Genomic DNA, 18,340 nt, shown 5'->3' on the forward strand with positions numbered 1-18,340 from the left:
AGGGGCATCTCGCCTCCAGGGTCGCCATCCGCGACGGTGCGGTCAGTCCGGAAGGAGAGACGGCGGCGAAGCCCTGCCGCCGAGTGGGGGGAGCCGGGCCTGTCGTCCTGGAAGATAATGCGTTCGCCGGCCCCATCGAGATCCTCATACTGGTCGCTGCTCATCGACCAGAAGAAGGCGCCCAATGCGGCGGCGCCGAGGATGAGCGCGATCGGGACGAGGAAGACGAGGCTGTTCATTTTGCTGCCGCCATGCTCATGCGCTCCACCGGTATCGAGGCCACCTTTTCGACGGTTGGACCGGCAGGGCGGAGACGAAGGGCGTTGGCGACGACGATGATCGACGAGACGGACATGGCGAGCGCGGCCAGCAAAGGCGTGACATAGCCAGCCATCGCGACCGGGACGGCGAGCGCGTTGTAGACGATGGCGATCACGAAATTCTGCCGGACCAGCCGGTTGGCCCTGTGCGCTATGTCGAGAGCCACGGGAATGGCGACGAGGCTGTCGTGCAGAAACACGAAATCGGCTGCGCTGCGTCCGATGTCCGCCGCGGTCGCGGGGGCCATCGACACATGAGCGGCCGACAGGGCAGGAGCATCGTTGAGGCCGTCGCCCACCATCAGCGTGCGGCGCCCCCCGGCTTTTGCCGCGGCCAGCCGTGCCACCTTCTCGCCCGGCATCAGGCCGGCTGCAAAATCCTCGATGTCCAGGGCCTTGGCGATGCCGGCGACGGCACTTGGCCTGTCGCCGGACAGGATCTCGACGGAGAGTCCGGCATGGCGCAGCAGCTTCACCGTTTCGGCGGCGTCCGGGCGCAGTGCCTCCGCAATTTCGAAACGAGCCATCTCCCTCCCGTCGCAGGAAAGGACCGTGCCGTCCGGGGCATCCTGCATGCCGAGAGCCCAACTCGCCCGGCCCAACCTAAATCGCCGGCCGTCGAGATGGGCTTCAAGGCCGAGCCCCGCCTGCTCGGTCACGTCGGAGGCATCGAGCCGCCGCCCTGCGCCGCCGGGTGCCGCCATCGCGATGGCCTGGGACACCGGATGGTTCGAATGCCGCGCCAGTGCGGCCGCGATCTCCAGGGCTCCGGGAGATACGCCGCGAAGATCGACGCGAGGCGTGCCGATGGTCAAGGTGCCGGTCTTGTCGAAGCAGACGGCCTCGACCTCGGCCAGGCGTTCGATGGCCGACCCATCCTTCATCATGATGCCGGCGTCGAACAGGCGGCGGGCGGCGATGACCTGGACGATGGGAACGGCGAGGCCGAGGGCGCAGGGGCAGGTGATGATCAGTACGGCGATCGCGATGCTGGTGGCGTTGTGCCAGTTTCCGCTGGCGGCCATCCAGCCGAGGAAGGTCACCAAGGCGGCGAGATGCACCACCGGTGAGTAGAGGCGGGCCGCCCGGTCGGCGATCCTGCGGTAACGCGCCCGCCCGTCTTCGGCGGCCTCCATTAGGCGTGTCATTTCAGCAAGGAAGGAGTCTCGTGCACGCGCCGTGGCCATGAGCCTGACGGGCGCACTCAGATTGAGCGCGCCGGCTTGGACGAAGGAGCCGGCCGCCACGGCCACCGGCATGCTTTCGCCTGTCGCCAAGGCGCAATCGAGGCTGGAGCTCCCGGACACGACCTGCCCGTCCACCGGTGCGCGGTCCCCCGCGGCGAGGATGATCGCCATGCCCGGCTCGATCTCGCCGATGGGCAGATAGTCGCGGCTGCCGTCGGGGCGCTCGACGGTCGCCCCGCGAGGAGAGAGCCGCAGCAAGGAGCGAACCACGCTGCGCGCACGCTGGCGCATGGCGTGGTCGAGGGTGCGGCCGATCAGCAGAAAGAAGATCAGGCTGGTCGCGGCATCGAAATAGGCCTGGTGGCCCTGGTGCAGCGTATCGTAGAGGCTGAGCCCGAAGGCAAGCGTGATGCCGATGCTGATCGGCACGTCCATATTGGTGCGACCATGCCTCAGCGCGGTCCAGGCCGAGCGGTAGAAGACGCCGCCGGAATAGAACAGCGTCGGCAGGGCCAAAGCTGCCGATATCCAGTGGAAGGCCTGCCGGGTTTCCGCCTCGGCTCCGGACCAGATCGAGACCGACAGCATCATGATGTTCATGGCCGCAAAGCCCGAGACCGCCAAGGCGCGGATGAGGTGGACCATTTCCGGATCGAAGCTCCGATCTTCAGCCTCGTCCAGATGCGCCTTGTAGCCCACTGCCGCGAGCGCCGAAATCATGTCGGGCGGCGCCGTGCCGCGCCAGGTGACGGCAACGCGGCGCGTGGTCAGGTTGGCGCGGGCGCGTTCGACATGACGAAGCTGCGAAAGCGCCCCTTCGATGCTCTGGATGCAGGCGCCGCAATGCATGTCGGGAACGGACAGGCTGGTCTGCCACGATCCGTTGCCCAGATCGCGGCTGGCCAGCGCGATCTCATCCTGGGAACTCGCCCGCCCGATGGCGGCGGCGAGTTCGACGCCATGTGCACAGCAGCTCATTCGATGGCCCGATAGCTGTGCCAGGTCGCATGGCCGAGCAGGGGGAAGATTACGATCAGCCCCAGCATTCCCGTCGCGAGGCTGGTGAGAAACAGGGCCAGAACGATGGCGCCCCACATCAGCATGACCGGCAGATTGCGGAACACCATGGAGATCGAGGTGCCCATGGCCGTGAAGGCATCGACGGGCTTGTCGAGCAGCATGGGAATGGAGAAGGTGCTGATGGCGAAAGCGAAGGCGGCGAAGACGCCTCCGACGACGGTGCCGGTCAACAGCATGGCCCAGCCGATGGGCGTGGTGAACAGCATCTCGGCGACATGGTCGAGACCCGGGAAAGGGCGATAGCCGAAAAACAGGGCGTAGATGATGACGGCCGCCCGCATCCAGACCAGCATGAGCAGACACAGGATCGCCCCGGTATAGAGCACCTGGCCGCCGGATCGGGCCCTGACGAACATCATGCTGGCGAGTGTGAACGGTTTTCCGGCCTCCAGGGCACGGCTCTTCTCATAGAGGCCGATGGCCAGCAGCGGGCCGAGCACCATGAAGCCGGCCAGCGCCGGGAAGAGGATGTAGTCGAGGCCGAGCGCGCCGAGTGTCCACACGATGACGACCGAAACCGCGAAGACGACAAGGCCATAGGCCAGGCTGGGACCAGGCCGTTGGGTGAGGTCGCGCCAGCCGGCGGCAAGCCAGCCGAAGGCGGCGGATGCCGGCAGATGCCGTCGGCGCCTTTCAGCAGCGGAGAGCAGGATGGCTTCGAGTTGGCTGTTGGATTGCATCATGGAATCCCCCTCAGCATGAGGATTGGGCGGCGCCGAACGAACCCGCATCGCGTGCCTCGCCCGTTGCCTTGTCGTGGGCGACGCAATCCGGCCGCGAGGCGAAAGCCACGTAGATCAGATGCGCATTGGCACCGGCGAACACGGCGACGACCAGCGCGCTCAGCACGATCGCCGCCAGGCGCCACGGGCGGGGCTGCGGGCCGGCGGATCGCCCGGTCATGGCTTGGCCGCCTCGAGCGTCGAGACGTAGAGCGCCAGGATCTTCCGGCTCGTCTCCGACAGGCGGCCTTCCCAATGCGGCATATACCCCTGCCGGCCTCCATAGATGGTGGTGTAGAGTGTCTGGCTGTCGCCGCCATAGATCCAGAAGCGATCGGTCAGATCCGGTGCGCCCACATCCGTCTTGCCTTTCGCATTGGCGCCGTGGCATGCGGCGCAGTTGGCGGCGAACACCTCTTGCCCCGCCTTGATCTGCGGGCTGTCGCCCTGCTTGCCGGATAGCGACTGCACATAGGCGACGACATCCTCGATCTTCGCCGCGTCGAGCACGTGCTGGCGGCCGAAGGCCAGCATCTGGGAAACCCTTGTATCGGGATGGCCCGAATTGATGCCGATGCGAATGGTCTCGGCGATGGTTTCGGGCGAGCCGCCCCACAGCCAGCTCTTCGATGTCAGATTGGGGAAGCCGGGGCCGCCGGTCGCCTTGGCGCCATGGCAGGCCGCGCAATTGTCGCGAAAGAGGGTCTGGCCGGTTTCTCTGACCTTTTGCATCAGGGCGGGATCGGCCTCGATCGCGGCGAAATCCCTGGAGGCGACCTCTGCCTCCCAGCTGCTGCGCTCGACGGCTGCCTGCTTGACCTGGTCACTCACCAATTGCTGCTGGTCGATACCGAGCAGGCCCTTGGTATAGGTCGTGACCAACGGAAAAGCCGGATAGAGCAGCCAGCAGATCAGCGAGAATGCAAAACCGAGCGCCAGAAAGACGAACACTACCTTCGGCACCGGGGTGTCGAGTTCCTCGATGCCGTTCCAATCATGGCCGGTGGTCATCCGGCCCGTGACGCTATCGCGTTTGCCTTCCTGCATGGCTCACCGTCCCGGCCGATCAGTCGTATCGAGGATGCTGTTTGCGGCCCTGTCGAATTCCGCCTTCTTGGCCGGCCACAGGGCGTAGATCGTGACCGCGATGGAAAAGCCGATCAGGTAGAAAAGGCCCCAGCTTTTTGAAAATGCGACGACGCTCTGGTGATCGAAATCCATCTCACTTCTCCGCGACGGTCGGGGCCGGCTGCGTCGCGCCAGCCGCCGGCTTGTAGGGAATGTCGGTTTGTCGGCCGAGGATCTGCAGATAGGCGACCAGCGCGTCCATCTCGGTCAGCTCGCCTGGATTGCCGTCGAAATCCCGGACATTGGTGGCCTCGCCATAACGCTCCTTCACGCCGGTGGAGGCGTCGGCATCCGGAGCAGCCTGGCCATAGGCGTCTGCTGTCGCGTTCTTGACCATGGCGTCGGTATAGGGAACACCCACCTTGCGCTGGGCTGCGAGATTGAGCGACAGGCCGTCGATCGTCAGGGCGTTGGCTGCCAGCCAGCCATATCTAGGCATGACCGATTCCGGCACCACGGCTCGAGGATTGATGAGATGGGCCACATGCCAGGCATCCGAATATTTGCCGCCGAGACGCGCGATATCGGGGCCGGTGCGCTTGGATCCCCACAGCATCGGGTGGTCGTATTTCGACTCCACCGCCAGGGAGTAGGGGCCGTAGCGCTCGACTTCGTCGCGCAGGGTGCGGATCATCTGGGAGTGGCAGGCATAGCAGCCTTCGCGGATGTAGATATCGCGCCCCGCCAGTTCCAGCGGCGTGTAGAGGCGCATATCCGGCGCCTTCTCGACCGTCTGATCGATGGTGAAGAGGGGCGCGATCTCGATGAAGCCGCCGATCGACGAGACGACGAGGATGGCGGCCAGGAAGGCGATGGAGTTGCGTTCGAGCTTGCGGTGAATTTCGGGCATGTCGTTACTCCGCCGGCATCGAGGCAAGGCTCGGCACATCCTGGGCCGGGACATCCTGGGACGGCGCATCGTGTTCGCCCTTGCGCCCGGTTTCGGCCTGGCTTGTGCGAATGGTCATCCAGACATTGAGGGAGCCCACCACGGCGCCGGCCAGGAAGAACAGGCCGCCAATGGTGCGGGCGATGTAATAGGGGTGCATCGCGACCAGGCTTTCGACGAAGGAATATTGGAGCGTGCCGCTGTCATTGTAGGTGCGCCACATCAGGCCCTGGATGATGCCCGAATTCCACATGGCGAAGACGTAGATGATGGTGCCGGAGAGGGCGAGCCAGAAGTGCAGCTCGATGAGCCTGGGCGACCACATGGCCTCGCGCTTCCACATCCAGGGCACCAGGGCGTAGATCGAGCCGAAGGTGATCATCGCCACCCAGCCCAGCGCCCCGGCATGGACGTGGCCGATGGTCCAGTCCGTGTAGTGCGACAGCGCGTTGACGGGGCGGATCGCCATGAACGAGCCTTCGAAGGTCGACAGCCCGTAAAAGACGGCGGCGACCATCATGAAGCGCAGCGTGGCGTCGTCGCGCACCTTGTGCCAAGCCCCGTTCAGCGTGGCGAGTGCATTGCCGGCCGATGCCCACGAGGGGACCAGCAGCATCACCGAGAACGTCATGCCGAGGGTCTGCACCCAATGGGGGAGGGCGGTGTAATGCAGGTGGTGCGAGCCAGCCCACATATAGAGGAAGGTGATGCCCCAGAAGCTGATGATCGAGAGCCGGTAGGAAAAGATCGGCCGGCCCGCGCGCTTGGGCAGATAGTAATACATCATGCCCAGGAAGCCGGAGGTCAGGAAGAAGGCCACCGCATTGTGGCCGTACCACCACTGCGTCATGGCATCCTGCACGCCCGAGAACAGCGAGTAGCTCTTGGTCGAGCCGAGGGAAAGCGGCACGGCGAGATTGTTGACGATATGCAGCACCGCCACGACCAGGATGAAGGCCATGTAGTACCAGTTGGCGACGTAGATATGCGGTTCCTTACGGCGCGCGAGCGTGCGGATGAAGATCAGGAAATAGACGACCCACACGATGACCAGCCAGAGGTCCGCATACCATTCCGGCTCGGCATATTCCTTGGATTGGGTCACGCCCATCAGGTAGCCGCTGGCGGCGACGATGCAGAACAGATTGTAGCCGAGCAGCACGAACCAGGGGCTGACCTGGTCCGGCAGCCGGGCGCGCGAGGTCCGCTGCAGGACGTGGAAGGAAGTCGCGATCAGCGCATTGCCGCCGAAGCCGAAAATGACCCCGCTGGTGTGAACCGGGCGAAGCCGGCCGAAACTCGCCCAGGCGGCGTCGAAGGTGAGATCCGGCCAGGCCAGGAGTGCGGCCACCCAGACCCCGACGAACATGCCGATGACGGCCCAGATCATGGTTAGGACGATGCCGACCCGGGTCGGATCGTCGTAATACTCCTCCAGGCGCGACGCCGTCGGCTCGGGATCGAAGTAATGCCCGATCAATGCGAAGGTGAGTCCCAGGGCCGCGGCCACCACGATGAAACCGTGCACCCCCAGCGGCTCGCCGCGGCCGCCAACCGCCATCGCCAGGCCGAAGATACCGACCAGGACTACAATCGCCAGCGCCAGCTGACGTTCGCTCACTGTGAGGCGGGAGATCATGCCATCGGCTCCATCGGCCTTCCACTCCGTTGCCGGACCGACAGGTCAGGCCCGAGGATTGACGATTGGCAGATCGCTGGCGGTTCTCCCTTGATTTAGATCAACGTCGAGGCCGGGAAGCGGCCGATTCACAAAATTGACGCTTGGGGACGGTTGATCGGTGGTCCGGGCGTGGCAGCCGAGCTTTCGAAGCGGCCGGCAACTGGCTCGCGCCTACCTCGGTGACATCGCCGCCGATGATCACGAGGTCCGGTTCCGGCCTGAGCGCGTTGAGCGTTTCTACCGCTAGATCGAACATGGCATTGGAATCCACCAGTCCCTGATAGAGGTGACCTTTCTCTCGCAGGTGAGGATCGGACAAATGGGCGATCAGCAATCTTGGCCTCATCAAAAGTCGTGTGTCGAGCCGGGTCACGTTTGCGAAAAGGAGTGACGGATCCTCATGCCGTGGGGCTCTCGACATCCTCGTCGGCCTGCATGATGAAGATCAGCACGAGGAGGATGGTGACATAGAATCTGAAGGCGGGATTCTGGCCGTTCCAGGTCGATGATTGCCACATGGCAAACCACTCTCCGCCGATCACCATGAAGCCGAAGAACCAGACGAGAAACCCGATCGTGGACGCGATGACGGCGTATTTCTTGGCGGCATGAAAACTCTTTGCCGGTGCGTGGCGTGCTTTCCAGAGCGAAGCGACGGCAAGCAAATACAAGATGCAGGTCACGGCTTCGCCGGCTATGATGAGAATATAGGAGGCATTCCATAGCAGTGGATTGCTGATCGACCGATACATCAGGCTATTGCCGGGAAATGTACTGTCCATGGACAGGACATGCTTCACGAATTCGTAGTTCGAGCCGTAGTCGGTGATATTGCCAAAGGTGACGAGAAAGGCGAAAGCCGCAAGGCAAAGGCACATGACGATCTTGGCGTAGCGCGTGGACATAGGCTGTATTTCCTCGATTGAGACGGATGGGCCTTGACGTGAACAACTCTCCAGCCAACCCACCACGGAGTGGCCGCATCGTTCTCACGGCCAGTGCGAAGGCTTTTGCGGACGGGGCGGGCATAGGGAAGGCCCTTCTCGCCGTGAACCTGCCACCGGAATGCGCGGTCGGCGATTGGGTGACTGTCTCCGGCTTTGATTTTGCCGTGTTACGTCGCCGCTGGATCTGCGTGGACGATGCCGCCAGCCTGGAGATCACACTCGACCATCCCGCGGGTCGCGGCCCACGCTGACAGGGCGTGCGGAACTGCCTCCGCCGTCCGGCAAAATCGCTTTGCGGCATCGGGTCTCCATCGAGAAGCTCGGACATCCGAACACCTCAGGCGGTATTGCGCATGCGATCTGGATTGCGAAGTCGTTGAACACAGGTCAGGGCGAGGGCCCGCGAGGCGTCGACCACCAGCATGCCCTCCGGCACCACATCTTCCGCCGCGATGGGAAGCTCCGTACAGGCGAGAATGACCGCTTCCAGGCCCTCGTCCCTGCAGCGCGCGAAAGCCGACGCGCAGGCATCTTTCGCCTGTTCGAGGTTCCCCAATTTTACCTGGCGGATCGCATCGTCGACGGCGTTCTGGAAGGTTGGCGCCGCGGGATTACGGCAAGTGAAGCCTGCCTCCTGCAGGCGTTTCTGGTAGAAACCCGACCGCAGGGTCCCTCGGGTCGCCATCACGGCGGCGCGGTTCCCCTTGTACCGGCGATGCAACTCGTCGATTGCCGCATCCGCGATGTGAACGATCTCGGCTCTGGAGTCGGCAGACAGGGCATCGTACCAGTGATGGGCCGTGTTGCAGGCGATGGCGATGATTTCGACGTTGAGACTGTTGAGCATCTCGACCGCTTCGAGCAGCCAGGGGAGGGGCCTGTCGCTGCCCTCGCGGATCGCTGCCGACCGGTCCGGTATCTGCGGCACGCTCAGGATCGCCATGGAGATATGGTCGGCATCGTTTTCGGCCGGAACCGCGTCGATCGTCTTGCGATAGAAATCCGCCGTGGCAAGCGGACCGAGACCGCCGACGACGCCGAGGCGTGGCCGCAGGAGCCGCCCGGTCATGCCGCGGCTTCCGCTTTGGGCACGTTGAGGGCGAAGCCTTCGCTCTCATCGATCGGATGCTGCGCCGAATCCCTGGGCGCGATCGCCGCCGTCGCCGCGGCGATGGTCGATACGACCGTCAGCGTCCGCATGGTATCGGTCAGCGCGTCGATGGTGAGAAACAGCACGAAGGGCGCCTCGAACGGCAGATTGAGATGGGCGCACAGGATCGCCATCTGCGACAGCGTGACCGCGCCGCTCATCCCGGCGGTGGTCAAGCCCACCAGGATCGAAGCACCGGCGATGTAGATATAGTCGTTCGTGCTCAGCGAACGGCCGTAGAGCTGGGCAATGAACAGCGAGCCGCACACGAACAGCATGATCGGCCCGGTGCGCAGCATGGTGACATGGAGCGGCACCAGCATCTCCACGACGATGCGGTTGAAGCGCAGGCGCTCGCCCACCAGGCTGATGATCCAGGGAATGCTTGCCGTGCTGGAGCGGGTTGCGATGGCGATCATGAACAAAGGCTGATGCGCCTTGAAGGTTGCCCACAGGGTCTCGCCGCTGCGCAGCCATACCACGAGCAGCGAGATCATGATGATGATGCCGGTTGCGATGGCGAAGGTCAGGATGAAACCAACCATCAGCATCAGAGGCTCGACGCCGGTCGAGGCGGTCTGGCTTGCGATGATCGCGAAGGACGCGAGAGGCAGGAGGACGTTGAACCAACCCGTCATGATCAGGCAGGCCCGGTAGATCGTCTCGAGGGCGTTGGCGAAGCTGACGGAGGTAGCCGCCGGCACGCGGCCGATGCCGATGCCGAACAACAGGCAAAAGACCAGCACTTGCATGGTATTGCCCACCGACAGCGAGTTGAAGATATTGCTGGGGATCAGTTCCAGCAGGCCGGAGAACGCGCCCTGGTCCGGCGCGGCCTGGCTCGGCGGGGCCAATGTCATCTGCAGGTCCGTGCCGACGGGCCCTCTGCTGTTGAGCACGGTGCCAAGCTGGATGCGTTCCTGCACGTCGGTGATGACGCCCGGCTTCAGCAGCAATGTCACCGTGCCCGTGATCGCGACGGTTGCCACCGATACCACCACGATCGCCATGACCACCTTGGAAAGATAGGCGGCCGTTTGCGGATCCCGGGTCATCGACTTGATCGCGAAGACCGTCGCCGAAACGATCAGCGGCAGGACGATCATTTTCAGGAGGTTGAGGTAAGCGTCGCTGATCGGGGCGAGGGACTTGGCGAAATCCGGCAGATAGGCGCCGCAGAGGGCGCCGAGAACCACCGATGCGATCACCGTCCAGGGCGATTGGGAGATACGCCGCAAGCCTGCATTCCAGGTCCACGATTTGTGCTCGCTCGGAAGGGACACGGAGCTCATGGGGTCAGGCCTTGCGCAAGTAGCGATCCACCAGTTCGTCGGCCGTCATGGGCTTGTCGCGTCCCGACAGTTCGAGGAACAGATTGACGAATTCCAGGAGGTGGGGAGAGTCGCGGCGTACGCCGATTGCAATGGTGTCGGTCAGATCGGTCAGAGTAACCGATCGCGCCACGATGGTGAGTGACGGATCCTCGTGCAACAGGCGCTTGATTTCCAGATCATCGCGATAGGCCGCGTCCACATGGCCGTCCCGCACGGCTGTGACCAGTTCCTGCCAGGCCAGGAAAGTCCGCACCTTCGCCTTGGTGAAATTGTTTCGCGCGTAATATTCGAACGATGATCCGGCGATCACACCCAACTCGCCGTCGAAAGAGCGCACGACGTCTTCCGGCTGCCTGCCATCGGCGAGGATCGCGAAACGAACCCGATTGATGATCAGGGCATGGCTCAACTGGGCGTAGGGACGCGAATAACTGATGTTTCGCGCCCGGCCGAGGGTGCGGCTGAGCTTGGCGACCACGATGTCGGCGCGGCCCTGCTCGATGAGCGCGACCGCGCCATCGAAAGTGGTGGGACTGCGGTCGAGCACCAGCTTGACGCCGAGGGCTGCGGCAAGTTGCTGGCTGGTGTCGGCATCGATGCCCTGCGGCTTGTCGTTGCTCCCTCCAAAGAACGGAAAGGACTGGAAACCCGGCATGGCGACGACGAGGGTTTGGCGGGCGAGAATTGCATCGATGTCCCCGGCCAGCGGCGCTGCGGAAGGCCCATCGGGCTGCTCGGGCTGCGCTGCTGCCGCAACCGGCGGAATGGCAAGAACAGGTGCTGCTAGAAAAAGAACGCGCCTGCTGATCATGATGCCGTGCAATCCCGAAAAGAAACAAGACTCACATCAAATTTGAATAAGCAACGAAACCCGGGACTTCCCTGCAGCACAACGCGTCGCCTTTCCAATCTACACTACATTCCTAGCCGCAGCTCGAAGCCCAAAGGAGACGCCCCGTTATGATTCAAGCAATGAATGGCCGTCGATCCGATCGAAACCATGTCGGCGGAGAACTGGCTGCTCATGCTCTCGGTCCGAAACTCCCAAGCCTCGCATAACATTGCAGCTAGGCGCGTTTTGTAAATTTAAATCTAGTGTAGCTGCAGTTGACCTTAGATGATGATTGAATTTTTACAAGGTAGCGCAAGGACAAAATTTCCTGTGAGTGCAGCTGCCTATGGCTTTTTACGCATGCCGCTGACGATGCGTGCCCTAGGGGTATCGTCGGATCTTTTCCTTTCGAGAAAAGAGCTCCTTTGTTCAGGCATTTAAAGTTAAAATACACGTAAAGATATATAAATATTATCTAGTAAACTAATAATTTCAAACTTATATAAAACTTGAAATTATAGTTCTTTTATTGCTTCAAAAAATCAGGATGTTTTGTAAGAAGGCTTGGATAAGGGCCATACTGTCGGTCTACCGGGCCCAGGTCAGCTTCCGAATGGCCCGCTCCCCTGGCTTGAAGGCGCCATGAGCGCCATCTTGGACGGAAGCATCGATTTTGTCGCAAATTGTGCGGCGCAGCAAAATCGGCACATCCTTCGACAAACTCTGCCCTTGGCGGGCACACTTTCAGGACAGGCTTCGAGCAATCTGGCCCGCAACGAGGGCGTTCCGCAGGCGGAACGCCGGCAGATGCAAGGCTTGGAGCTCCGAATTGAAGAATGCAAAGGCAATCATAGGGTTGGCTGGCCTGGCAATCCTGGTGGGCGCGAGCGCAGCCGGATGGAGCCTGTATCAGGCGCGAGCGGCGGTGACGCAGGCTCCCGTCCGTCCCGCACCTTCGGTCGTGGTCTCCCAGCCCCTGAAGATGCGTGTCAGCGACATGCAGGAGTTCGCCGGTCGTTTCCAGGCCAGTGCAATGGTCGAGATCAGGGCGCGGGTGCCGGGCTATCTGGATGCCATCAATTTCGAGGACGGACAGCTGGTCGAAAAAGGCCGCGTGCTCTTCGTCATCGACCAGCGTACCTATCAGGCCTCGCTCGACATGGCCAACGCTCAACTCAAGAGCGCCAGGGCGCAAGCGGAGCTGGCCGGCCAGGAACTGGACCGAGCCCGTCAACTGGCCGGCACTGCGGCCGTATCACGTGCTACGCTCGATCAGCGGCTGCAGCAGAAGGCAGCTGCCGATGCCGCGCTCGAGACCGCACGGGCCGCCCTGCGCCGGGCTGAGCTGGATCTCGAATTCGCGACCATCCGTGCCCCTATTGCCGGGCGGGTCTCCAATCGGCGACTGGATGTCGGCAGCCTCGTCTCCGACAGTGGCACGGTGCTCACCACCATCGTGGCGCTCGATCCGATCGACTTCGTCTTCGACATGAGCGAACAGGATTTTCTGCGCCATGAGCGCGCCATGAAGGCGGGAGCCATGCCGTCCATGCGCGACAAGGGCGTTGCGGTCCAGGCTCGCCCGGATGGAGAGGCGGCTTGGTCCAATGACGGTGTCATCAGTTTCGTCGACAATCGATTGGAGCCGGGTGCCGGTACCATCCGTGCCCGCGCCACGCTCGCCAATCCGAGCCTTGCCATTACGCCCGGCCAATTCGGCCGGGTTCGCATGGCCGCCTCCGCCGACTATCCGGCGTTGCTGGTCCCGGAGACCGCCATCCTTACCGACCAGGCGACCCGCATCGTGCTGAAGCTGGGCGCCGACAGCACCCTTCAGGCCACGACCGTCGGCCTCGGTCCCAGCCGGCCGGATGGGTTGCGGGTGGTGACCAGCGGGCTCGGTCCGGACGACCGTATCGTCGTCAACGGCCTGCTGCGGGCGCGGCCCGGCCAGAAGGTCGCGCCCCAACCGGGCAGCATCGCAACTCAGACCGCAGGCCTCTCGGAGTAGACGATGCGCATCGCCCACCTTTCGATCGATCGCCCGATCCTGGCGACGGTCATGTCCGTCCTCGTCGTGATCATCGGCATCGCGGCCTTTTTCACCTTGCCGCTGGCGCAATACCCGGAGATCGCCCCGCCGACGGTCGTGGTTCAGGCGCAATATCCCGGGGCTTCGGCCGAGACGGTGGGCGATACGGTTGCCGTGCCGCTCGAGCAGGAGATCAACGGCGTCGAGAACATGCTCTACATGTCCTCGCAGGCGACCGGTGACGGCCAGTTGACCCTCACCGTGACCTTCCAGCTCGGTACCGACCTGAACGAGGCCCAGGTGCTGGTGCAGAACCGGGTGGCGGTGGCCGAGCCTCGCCTGCCGGAGGAGGTTCGCCGCCTCGGTGTCACCGTGCGCAAGACCTCGCCTGACCTCTTGATGGTCGTGCAGCTCTTCTCCCCGGACGGCTCGCGCGATCCCCTCTACATGGCCAATTATGCCACGCTGCGCATCCGCGACGCCCTGCTGCGCCTGGCGGGCGTCGGCGATGTCCGTCTCGTCGCGTCCCGCGACTATGCCATGGTCGTGTGGCTCGATCCGGACAAGGTATCGGCGCATAATCTCTCGGCGGGCGAGGTGGTGGCGGCCCTTCGGGCGCAGAATGTCCAGGTCTCGGCGGGGGTTATGAACCTTTCACCGGTGCCGCGGCAAGGGGCATTCGAACTGAATGTCGAAACGCTCGGGCGGTTGACCGACAAGGAGCAGTTCGAAAACGTCGTCGTGCGCACCGACGGGGCGGGGCGCGTCATCCGCATCCGGGACGTCGCCCGCGTCGAGCTGACGGCGCAGAGTTTCCGCGGCACGGCCTATCTCAATGGCCAGCCGGCCCAGCCGATCCAGATTTTCCAGCAGCCGGGATCCAACGCCATCGAGACGGCGGAACGCGTCACCGCCGCCATGGCGCGTCTCGGCGCGGAGATGCCGAGCGGCCTGCGCTATGCCATTCCGTTCAATCCCACCGAATTCGTCGCCGAGTCGGTTCGCGAGGTCTACAAGACGATCTTCGAGGCCATCGGCCTGGTCGTGCTGGTGGTGCTCCTCTTCCTGCAAACCTGGCGTGCCGCCATCATTCCCATCCTGGCGATCCCGATATCCCTGGTCGGCACCTTTGCGGTCATGGCGGCGCTGGGCTACTCCCTCAACAACATTTCCCTGCTCGGCCTGGTGCTCGCGATCGGCATCGTGGTCGATGACGCCATCGTCGTCGTCGAGAATGTCGAACGCCACCTCGCGGCCGGACTTTCGGCACGGGAGGCGGCACACCGCTCCATGGACGAGATCGGCGGTGCCCTGATCGCCATCACCCTGGTATTGTGTGCCGTCTTCGTGCCCGCCGCCATGATGTCGGGGATTTCGGGACAATTCTTCCGGCAGTTCGCCGTCGTCGTCGCGGCGGCCACCGCCATCTCCGCCTTCGTTTCACTGACGCTCAGTCCGGCGCTGTGCGCGCTCCTGCTGAAACCGCATTCAGCCGAAGAGCCGCAGCGACGGCGCTTCCTGCCGGTGCGCGTGCTCCAGGGCTTCTTCGGTCTCTTCAACCGCGGCTTCGACCGTCTGTCCATCGCCTATGGCAGTGTGACCCGGCGGCTCCTGCGCGTCAGCGTTCTCGTCCTCGCCGCCTATGCCGGCCTCGTCGGCTTCTCGGGCTGGCAATTGGCCCGTGCACCCACCGGCTTCATTCCGGTGATGGACCAGGGATACATCATCAATGCCGTGCAGCTGCCGCCGGGCTCGGCCCTCGGCAGGACCGATGCCGTGATGAAGGAGGTCTCGCGCCGGCTCCTCGCCACGGAGGGCGTGGCGAACGTCGTGGCCATCGCCGGGCTCGACGGCGCCACCTTCACCAACGCCTCCGGCAGCGGTATCGCCTTCACCATCCTGAAGCCTTATGCGGAACGCGAGCGGCAGGGGCTGACCACCGACCGGATCATCGCCTCGCTGCAATCGCGTTTCGCCGACCTCTACGAAGCGCGCATCATCCCGATCAAGCCGCCCTCCGTGCGCGGCATGGGCAATGCCGGCGGCTTCAAGCTGATGGTGCAGGACCGCAACGGCCAGTCGCCCCAGGCCCTGGAGGCGGCGGCCCAGCAGGTGCTGGCGGCCGCGGCGCAGGCGCCCGGCATTGCCAACGCCTTCTCGCCGTTCAACACCGCCACTCCCAGGGTCTATGCCGACGTCGATCGCATCAAGGCGCAGATGCTGGGAGTGCCCGCCGGACGCATCTTCGAGGCGCTCGAAGTCTATCTGGGCTCGGCCTATGTCAACGACTTCAACATGCTCGGGCGGACCTTCCAGGTGCGCGCCCAGGCCGATGGGCGCTATCGCACCGACCTTGCGTCGATCGGCAATTTCAGGATGCGCGGCGATAGCGGCGCCATGGTGCCGCTGAGTGCGGTGGCGAGTTTCCAGGAGCGCTCTGGACCCTATCGCATTCCCCGCTTCAACCAATATCCGGCGGCGGAAATCCAGGGCGCCGCGGCGGCGGGAACCTCGACCGGCGCCGCCCTCGACCGCATGGAGCAGATCGCGCGCGACAACCTGCCGGAAGGCTTCGCCTTCGAATGGACCGAGGTGGCCCTCCAGGAGCGGCTGGCCGGCAATACCGGCCTTCTGATCTTCGGCGCCTCCGTCGTCTTCGTCTTTCTCCTGCTGGCGGCCCAATATGAGAGCTGGACGCTGCCGCTCGCCGTCCTGCTGATCGTGCCCGTATGCCTGCTCTCAGCCGTGAGCGGCCTGCTGATCTTCGCCATGGATGTGAACATCCTGGCCCAGATCGGCTTCGTCATCCTGATCGGGCTGGCGGCCAAGAATGCCATCCTCATCGTCGAGTTCGCCCGACAGGCCGAAGCGGAAGGGCTCGGCCGCGTCGAGGCGGTGGTGCAGGGCGCACGCATCCGCCTGCGGCCGATCCTGATGACCTCGCTCGCCTTCATTCTCGGCGTCCTGCCGCTGTTCCTGGCCACCGGCGCCGGTGCCGAGATGCGGCAATCGCTGGGCACGGCCGTCTTCTTCGGCATGATCGGCGTGACCGCCTTCGGCCTTGTCTGCACGCCGGTCTTCTATGTGTTGTGCCGGCTGCTCGAAGGAGGGGCCCGCCGAAGACCCGTCGCGACCCCGATCGAGGTTTCCTAGGGCTCAGCAATTAGAGTTTCACGCCGGCGCTCGCCAGGAAGCTTTCCATGCGGTTGTCGACCTCAGCCTTCGTCTCCGCCCATGCCGGGAACGACTGGAGAAGATTGTCGTGCCAGGCGATCAGGTTCGGATATTCCTCGAACGGAAACTTTGCACGACCGACCTGGGAAAAGGGAGCCGCGATATCGATATCGGCAAAGGTCAGCCCATTGCCGACCATGAACCGGCGGCCTTCAAGATGCCGGTCGAGCACCTTCGCTGCGGCGCGGATCTTGCCCTCGGCAAATTTGATGAGGGACTCGTCCTTCGCAATGCCCATGACCGTCTTGCCCACGCGCTCATCGAAGATCGTCGTGGTGAAGGTGCGCCACTGCTCGCCCGACCAGAACATCCACTGAAGCACCTGGAAGCGCTCCTCCTGCGTGGTTCCGACCAGCGGCGAGTTCACCTTGCCGGCGAGATACAGATTGATCGCAGAAGCTTCCCAGAGAATGGTGTCACCATCCTCCAGAACCGGTGTTAGACCGTTGGGATTGAGACGAGACTTGAACTCGTCCGTCTGGCTCTCGCCCTTGAAGAGGTCGACGCTAACGCGTTCGAGTTGAATGCCCATGATCTTCGCGGCGGTGGTCACGCGACGCAGGCTGCCCGAGCCGGCATCACCATAGATCTTGATTGTCATGACTGTCCCTTTCGGTTCCGAGCCCGTGAACGGGTGGCCGAACGCCAGTTCTCATATGCCTACTGAGAATGAAAGCCGTGCTTGACGAATGCCATCTATTCTTTAACGGAATTTATTGTGATGGTCGCGACGGGAGGGATACAGGGATGGATAAGCTCGATGCGATGCGGATGTTCGTGCGCCTCGTCGAAAGCGGAAGCTTTTCGAAGGCAGCGCGAGACCTGAACGTCAGCCAACCCACGGTCAGCAAACAGCTGGCCGCGCTCGAAGCGCGGCTCGGGACCCTACTCCTCACGAGAAGTTCGCGCGCTCTTGCCGTGACGCCCGCAGGGCAGGACTATTACGAGGCCGCCGTCCGTATCTTTCAGGATCTCGACTTCATCGAAGAGAGAATCCTTCAAGGGCAGTCGGCCCCTTCGGGACTGGTCCGCGTGACTCTCTCGCCGGCTTTCGGGAGGATGTTCGTCATTCCCCGTCTGGCGGATTTCAGGACCCGTTTCCCTGATATCGCGATTGAGATGGAAGTGTCCGGGCGGCACGTTAATCTTATCGAAGAGGGAATAGACGTCGCGATCCGGATCGGTCGGCTCTCGGATTCCGCACTCGTCGCCCGGCATATCGGCGACATGCAGATGATAACCCTGGCCTCCGCCGATTATCTGGCCCAACACGGCACGCCGCAAACGCTGGACGAGCTTCGCACCCACCAGCGCATCAGCTATGTCTACCAGGGAGAAATCATCGGGTGGGGTTTCCAGGTAGACGGCCGTCAGGTCGCAGTCGACGGTGGGGGAGCGTTCCGCACGAACGACGCTGAGCATATCCGCGGCGCGGTCCTTGCGGGCCTCGGCATCACCCATCATGCGAGTTGGCTATTCACGGATGTGCTGGCCTCAGGCGCGGTCGTCCGAATTTTGGACCAGCATGCCCCACCGCCTTTTCCGATCAGCGCAGCCACCGTCGCCGGGCGGCGCATGCCCTCCCGAGTGCGGCAATTCATCGATTTCCTCGCTGCGATTTGCGCCGAGGAGCCGGAATTAAGGATCGGCGGGGGCTAGAGCAAAGTGCGATTTCTCCGAACCGCACTTTGCTCTCTAATTCCTTGTTTCGACGCGTTTTCTTAATCGAAAAGTCTATCAACTTTTCTGGAAAACGCTCTAGCGCCTCATGGAGCGGTCGGCTCCGGGTAGGTTGGCCCTGCGC

17 protein-coding genes and 1 pseudogene are annotated in these 18,340 nt (G+C 63.3%); 4 read left to right on the top strand and 14 right to left on the bottom strand.

The features are described from left to right. Window positions 1-95: 95 nt before the first annotated feature. From ccoS to J8I29_RS17610, 10 genes and pseudogenes are all read right to left on the bottom strand, one after another. Window positions 96-239: pseudogene (gene ccoS / locus J8I29_RS30055) on the bottom strand (cbb3-type cytochrome oxidase assembly protein CcoS); the annotation flags it as partial. Further along, the gene (locus J8I29_RS17570; protein WP_209432649.1) at window positions 236-2,485 is read right to left on the bottom strand and encodes a heavy metal translocating P-type ATPase; all 2,250 of its coding nucleotides are present in this window, start codon (window positions 2,483-2,485) and stop codon (window positions 236-238) included. The pseudogene ccoS and the gene J8I29_RS17570, both read right to left, overlap by 4 nt. Beyond that, window positions 2,482-3,267: a DUF2189 domain-containing protein gene (locus J8I29_RS17575; RefSeq protein WP_209432806.1), complete on the bottom strand. Its 786-nt coding sequence runs from the start codon at window positions 3,265-3,267 to the stop codon at window positions 2,482-2,484. Before J8I29_RS17575 ends, J8I29_RS17570 begins: the two co-directional genes overlap by 4 nt. 13 nt (window positions 3,268-3,280) lie before the next feature. Beyond that, complete coding sequence (locus J8I29_RS17580) at window positions 3,281-3,490, bottom strand: hypothetical protein (RefSeq protein WP_209432650.1); 210 nt, start codon at window positions 3,488-3,490, stop codon at window positions 3,281-3,283. Continuing rightward, entirely contained in the window at window positions 3,487-4,356 is an 870-nt protein-coding gene (gene ccoP / locus J8I29_RS17585) for a cytochrome-c oxidase, cbb3-type subunit III (RefSeq protein WP_209432651.1), read from the bottom strand. The genes J8I29_RS17580 and ccoP overlap by 4 nt, the downstream gene beginning before the upstream one ends. Before the next feature lie 3 nt (window positions 4,357-4,359). Further along, complete coding sequence (locus J8I29_RS17590; RefSeq protein ID WP_105860168.1) at window positions 4,360-4,530, bottom strand: cbb3-type cytochrome c oxidase subunit 3; 171 nt, start codon at window positions 4,528-4,530, stop codon at window positions 4,360-4,362. Between the two features lies 1 nt (window position 4,531). Beyond that, window positions 4,532-5,287 (bottom strand): cytochrome-c oxidase, cbb3-type subunit II, encoded by a 756-nt coding sequence (gene ccoO / locus J8I29_RS17595; protein WP_209432652.1) that lies wholly within the window; start codon window positions 5,285-5,287, stop codon window positions 4,532-4,534. A 4-nt stretch (window positions 5,288-5,291) separates the two neighbouring features. Then, a complete protein-coding gene (gene ccoN / locus J8I29_RS17600) occupies window positions 5,292-6,965 on the bottom strand; it encodes a cytochrome-c oxidase, cbb3-type subunit I (RefSeq protein ID WP_209432653.1) in 1,674 nt (557 codons plus the stop codon). A gap of 100 nt (window positions 6,966-7,065) precedes the next feature. Then, window positions 7,066-7,341, bottom strand: coding sequence for a metallophosphoesterase (locus J8I29_RS17605; RefSeq protein ID WP_209432654.1), 276 nt, complete (start codon window positions 7,339-7,341; stop codon window positions 7,066-7,068). 64 nt (window positions 7,342-7,405) lie between these two features. Beyond that, entirely contained in the window at window positions 7,406-7,912 is a 507-nt protein-coding gene (locus J8I29_RS17610) for a DUF2165 domain-containing protein (protein WP_209432655.1), read from the bottom strand. A 26-nt stretch (window positions 7,913-7,938) separates the two neighbouring features. Here J8I29_RS17610 and J8I29_RS17615 point away from each other — a divergent pair, with 26 nt between their 5' ends. Then, entirely contained in the window at window positions 7,939-8,205 is a 267-nt protein-coding gene (locus J8I29_RS17615; protein WP_209432656.1) for a hypothetical protein, read from the top strand. 86 nt (window positions 8,206-8,291) lie between these two features. Here the strand turns inward: J8I29_RS17615 and J8I29_RS17620 are convergent, their stop codons facing one another. The 3 genes from J8I29_RS17620 to J8I29_RS17630 are packed head-to-tail and all read right to left on the bottom strand — an operon-like array spanning window position 8,292 to window position 11,249. Beyond that, the gene (locus J8I29_RS17620; protein WP_209432657.1) at window positions 8,292-9,023 is read right to left on the bottom strand and encodes an amino acid racemase; all 732 of its coding nucleotides are present in this window, start codon (window positions 9,021-9,023) and stop codon (window positions 8,292-8,294) included. Further along, complete coding sequence (locus J8I29_RS17625; RefSeq protein ID WP_245197105.1) at window positions 9,020-10,342, bottom strand: cation:dicarboxylase symporter family transporter; 1,323 nt, start codon at window positions 10,340-10,342, stop codon at window positions 9,020-9,022. Before J8I29_RS17625 ends, J8I29_RS17620 begins: the two co-directional genes overlap by 4 nt. A gap of 58 nt (window positions 10,343-10,400) precedes the next feature. Further along, window positions 10,401-11,249 (bottom strand): transporter substrate-binding domain-containing protein, encoded by an 849-nt coding sequence (locus tag J8I29_RS17630; RefSeq protein ID WP_209432658.1) that lies wholly within the window; start codon window positions 11,247-11,249, stop codon window positions 10,401-10,403. An 877-nt stretch (window positions 11,250-12,126) separates the two neighbouring features. Here J8I29_RS17630 and J8I29_RS17635 point away from each other — a divergent pair. Next, window positions 12,127-13,281, top strand: coding sequence for an efflux RND transporter periplasmic adaptor subunit (locus J8I29_RS17635; RefSeq protein ID WP_245197108.1), 1,155 nt, complete (start codon window positions 12,127-12,129; stop codon window positions 13,279-13,281). Window positions 13,282-13,284: 3 nt separating this feature from the next. Beyond that, complete coding sequence (locus J8I29_RS17640; RefSeq protein ID WP_209432659.1) at window positions 13,285-16,455, top strand: multidrug efflux RND transporter permease subunit; 3,171 nt, start codon at window positions 13,285-13,287, stop codon at window positions 16,453-16,455. Window positions 16,456-16,465: 10 nt separating this feature from the next. Here J8I29_RS17640 and J8I29_RS17645 read toward each other — a convergent pair whose 3' ends face one another. Beyond that, window positions 16,466-17,089: a glutathione S-transferase family protein gene (locus J8I29_RS17645; RefSeq protein WP_348536062.1), complete on the bottom strand. Its 624-nt coding sequence runs from the start codon at window positions 17,087-17,089 to the stop codon at window positions 16,466-16,468. A gap of 194 nt (window positions 17,090-17,283) precedes the next feature. On the opposite strand from J8I29_RS17645, the gene J8I29_RS17650 reads away from it, so the two are divergent. Further along, window positions 17,284-18,195 carry a LysR family transcriptional regulator gene (locus tag J8I29_RS17650; RefSeq protein ID WP_209432660.1) on the top strand — a complete coding sequence of 304 codons (912 nt, stop codon included), beginning with the start codon at window positions 17,284-17,286 and terminating at the stop codon, window positions 18,193-18,195. Window positions 18,196-18,340: the final 145 nt, after the last annotated feature.

It is taken from the genome of Labrys sp. LIt4 (assembly GCF_017813775.1).
Lineage (GTDB): Bacteria > Pseudomonadota > Alphaproteobacteria > Rhizobiales > Labraceae > Labrys > Labrys okinawensis_A.

Excerpts from the sequence above, each read along its gene's own strand:
- J8I29_RS17590 (WP_105860168.1), bottom strand. The coding sequence starts at position 4,530 with ATGGATTTCGATCACCAGAGCGTCGTCGCATTTTCAAAAAGCTGGGGC.
- J8I29_RS17640 (WP_209432659.1), top strand. The coding sequence starts at position 13,285 with ATGCGCATCGCCCACCTTTCGATCGATCGCCCGATCCTGGCGACGGTC.
- J8I29_RS17630 (WP_209432658.1), bottom strand. The coding sequence starts at position 11,249 with ATGATCAGCAGGCGCGTTCTTTTTCTAGCAGCACCTGTTCTTGCCATT.
- J8I29_RS17610 (WP_209432655.1), bottom strand. The coding sequence starts at position 7,912 with ATGTCCACGCGCTACGCCAAGATCGTCATGTGCCTTTGCCTTGCGGCT.
- ccoP (WP_209432651.1), bottom strand. The coding sequence starts at position 4,356 with ATGCAGGAAGGCAAACGCGATAGCGTCACGGGCCGGATGACCACCGGC.
- J8I29_RS17580 (WP_209432650.1), bottom strand. The coding sequence starts at position 3,490 with ATGACCGGGCGATCCGCCGGCCCGCAGCCCCGCCCGTGGCGCCTGGCG.
- ccoN (WP_209432653.1), bottom strand. The coding sequence starts at position 6,965 with ATGATCTCCCGCCTCACAGTGAGCGAACGTCAGCTGGCGCTGGCGATT.
- J8I29_RS17570 (WP_209432649.1), bottom strand. The coding sequence starts at position 2,485 with ATGAGCTGCTGTGCACATGGCGTCGAACTCGCCGCCGCCATCGGGCGG.
- J8I29_RS17615 (WP_209432656.1), top strand. The coding sequence starts at position 7,939 with ATGGGCCTTGACGTGAACAACTCTCCAGCCAACCCACCACGGAGTGGC.
- J8I29_RS17575 (WP_209432806.1), bottom strand. The coding sequence starts at position 3,267 with ATGCAATCCAACAGCCAACTCGAAGCCATCCTGCTCTCCGCTGCTGAA.
- J8I29_RS17650 (WP_209432660.1), top strand. The coding sequence starts at position 17,284 with ATGGATAAGCTCGATGCGATGCGGATGTTCGTGCGCCTCGTCGAAAGC.
- J8I29_RS17620 (WP_209432657.1), bottom strand. The coding sequence starts at position 9,023 with ATGACCGGGCGGCTCCTGCGGCCACGCCTCGGCGTCGTCGGCGGTCTC.
- ccoO (WP_209432652.1), bottom strand. The coding sequence starts at position 5,287 with ATGCCCGAAATTCACCGCAAGCTCGAACGCAACTCCATCGCCTTCCTG.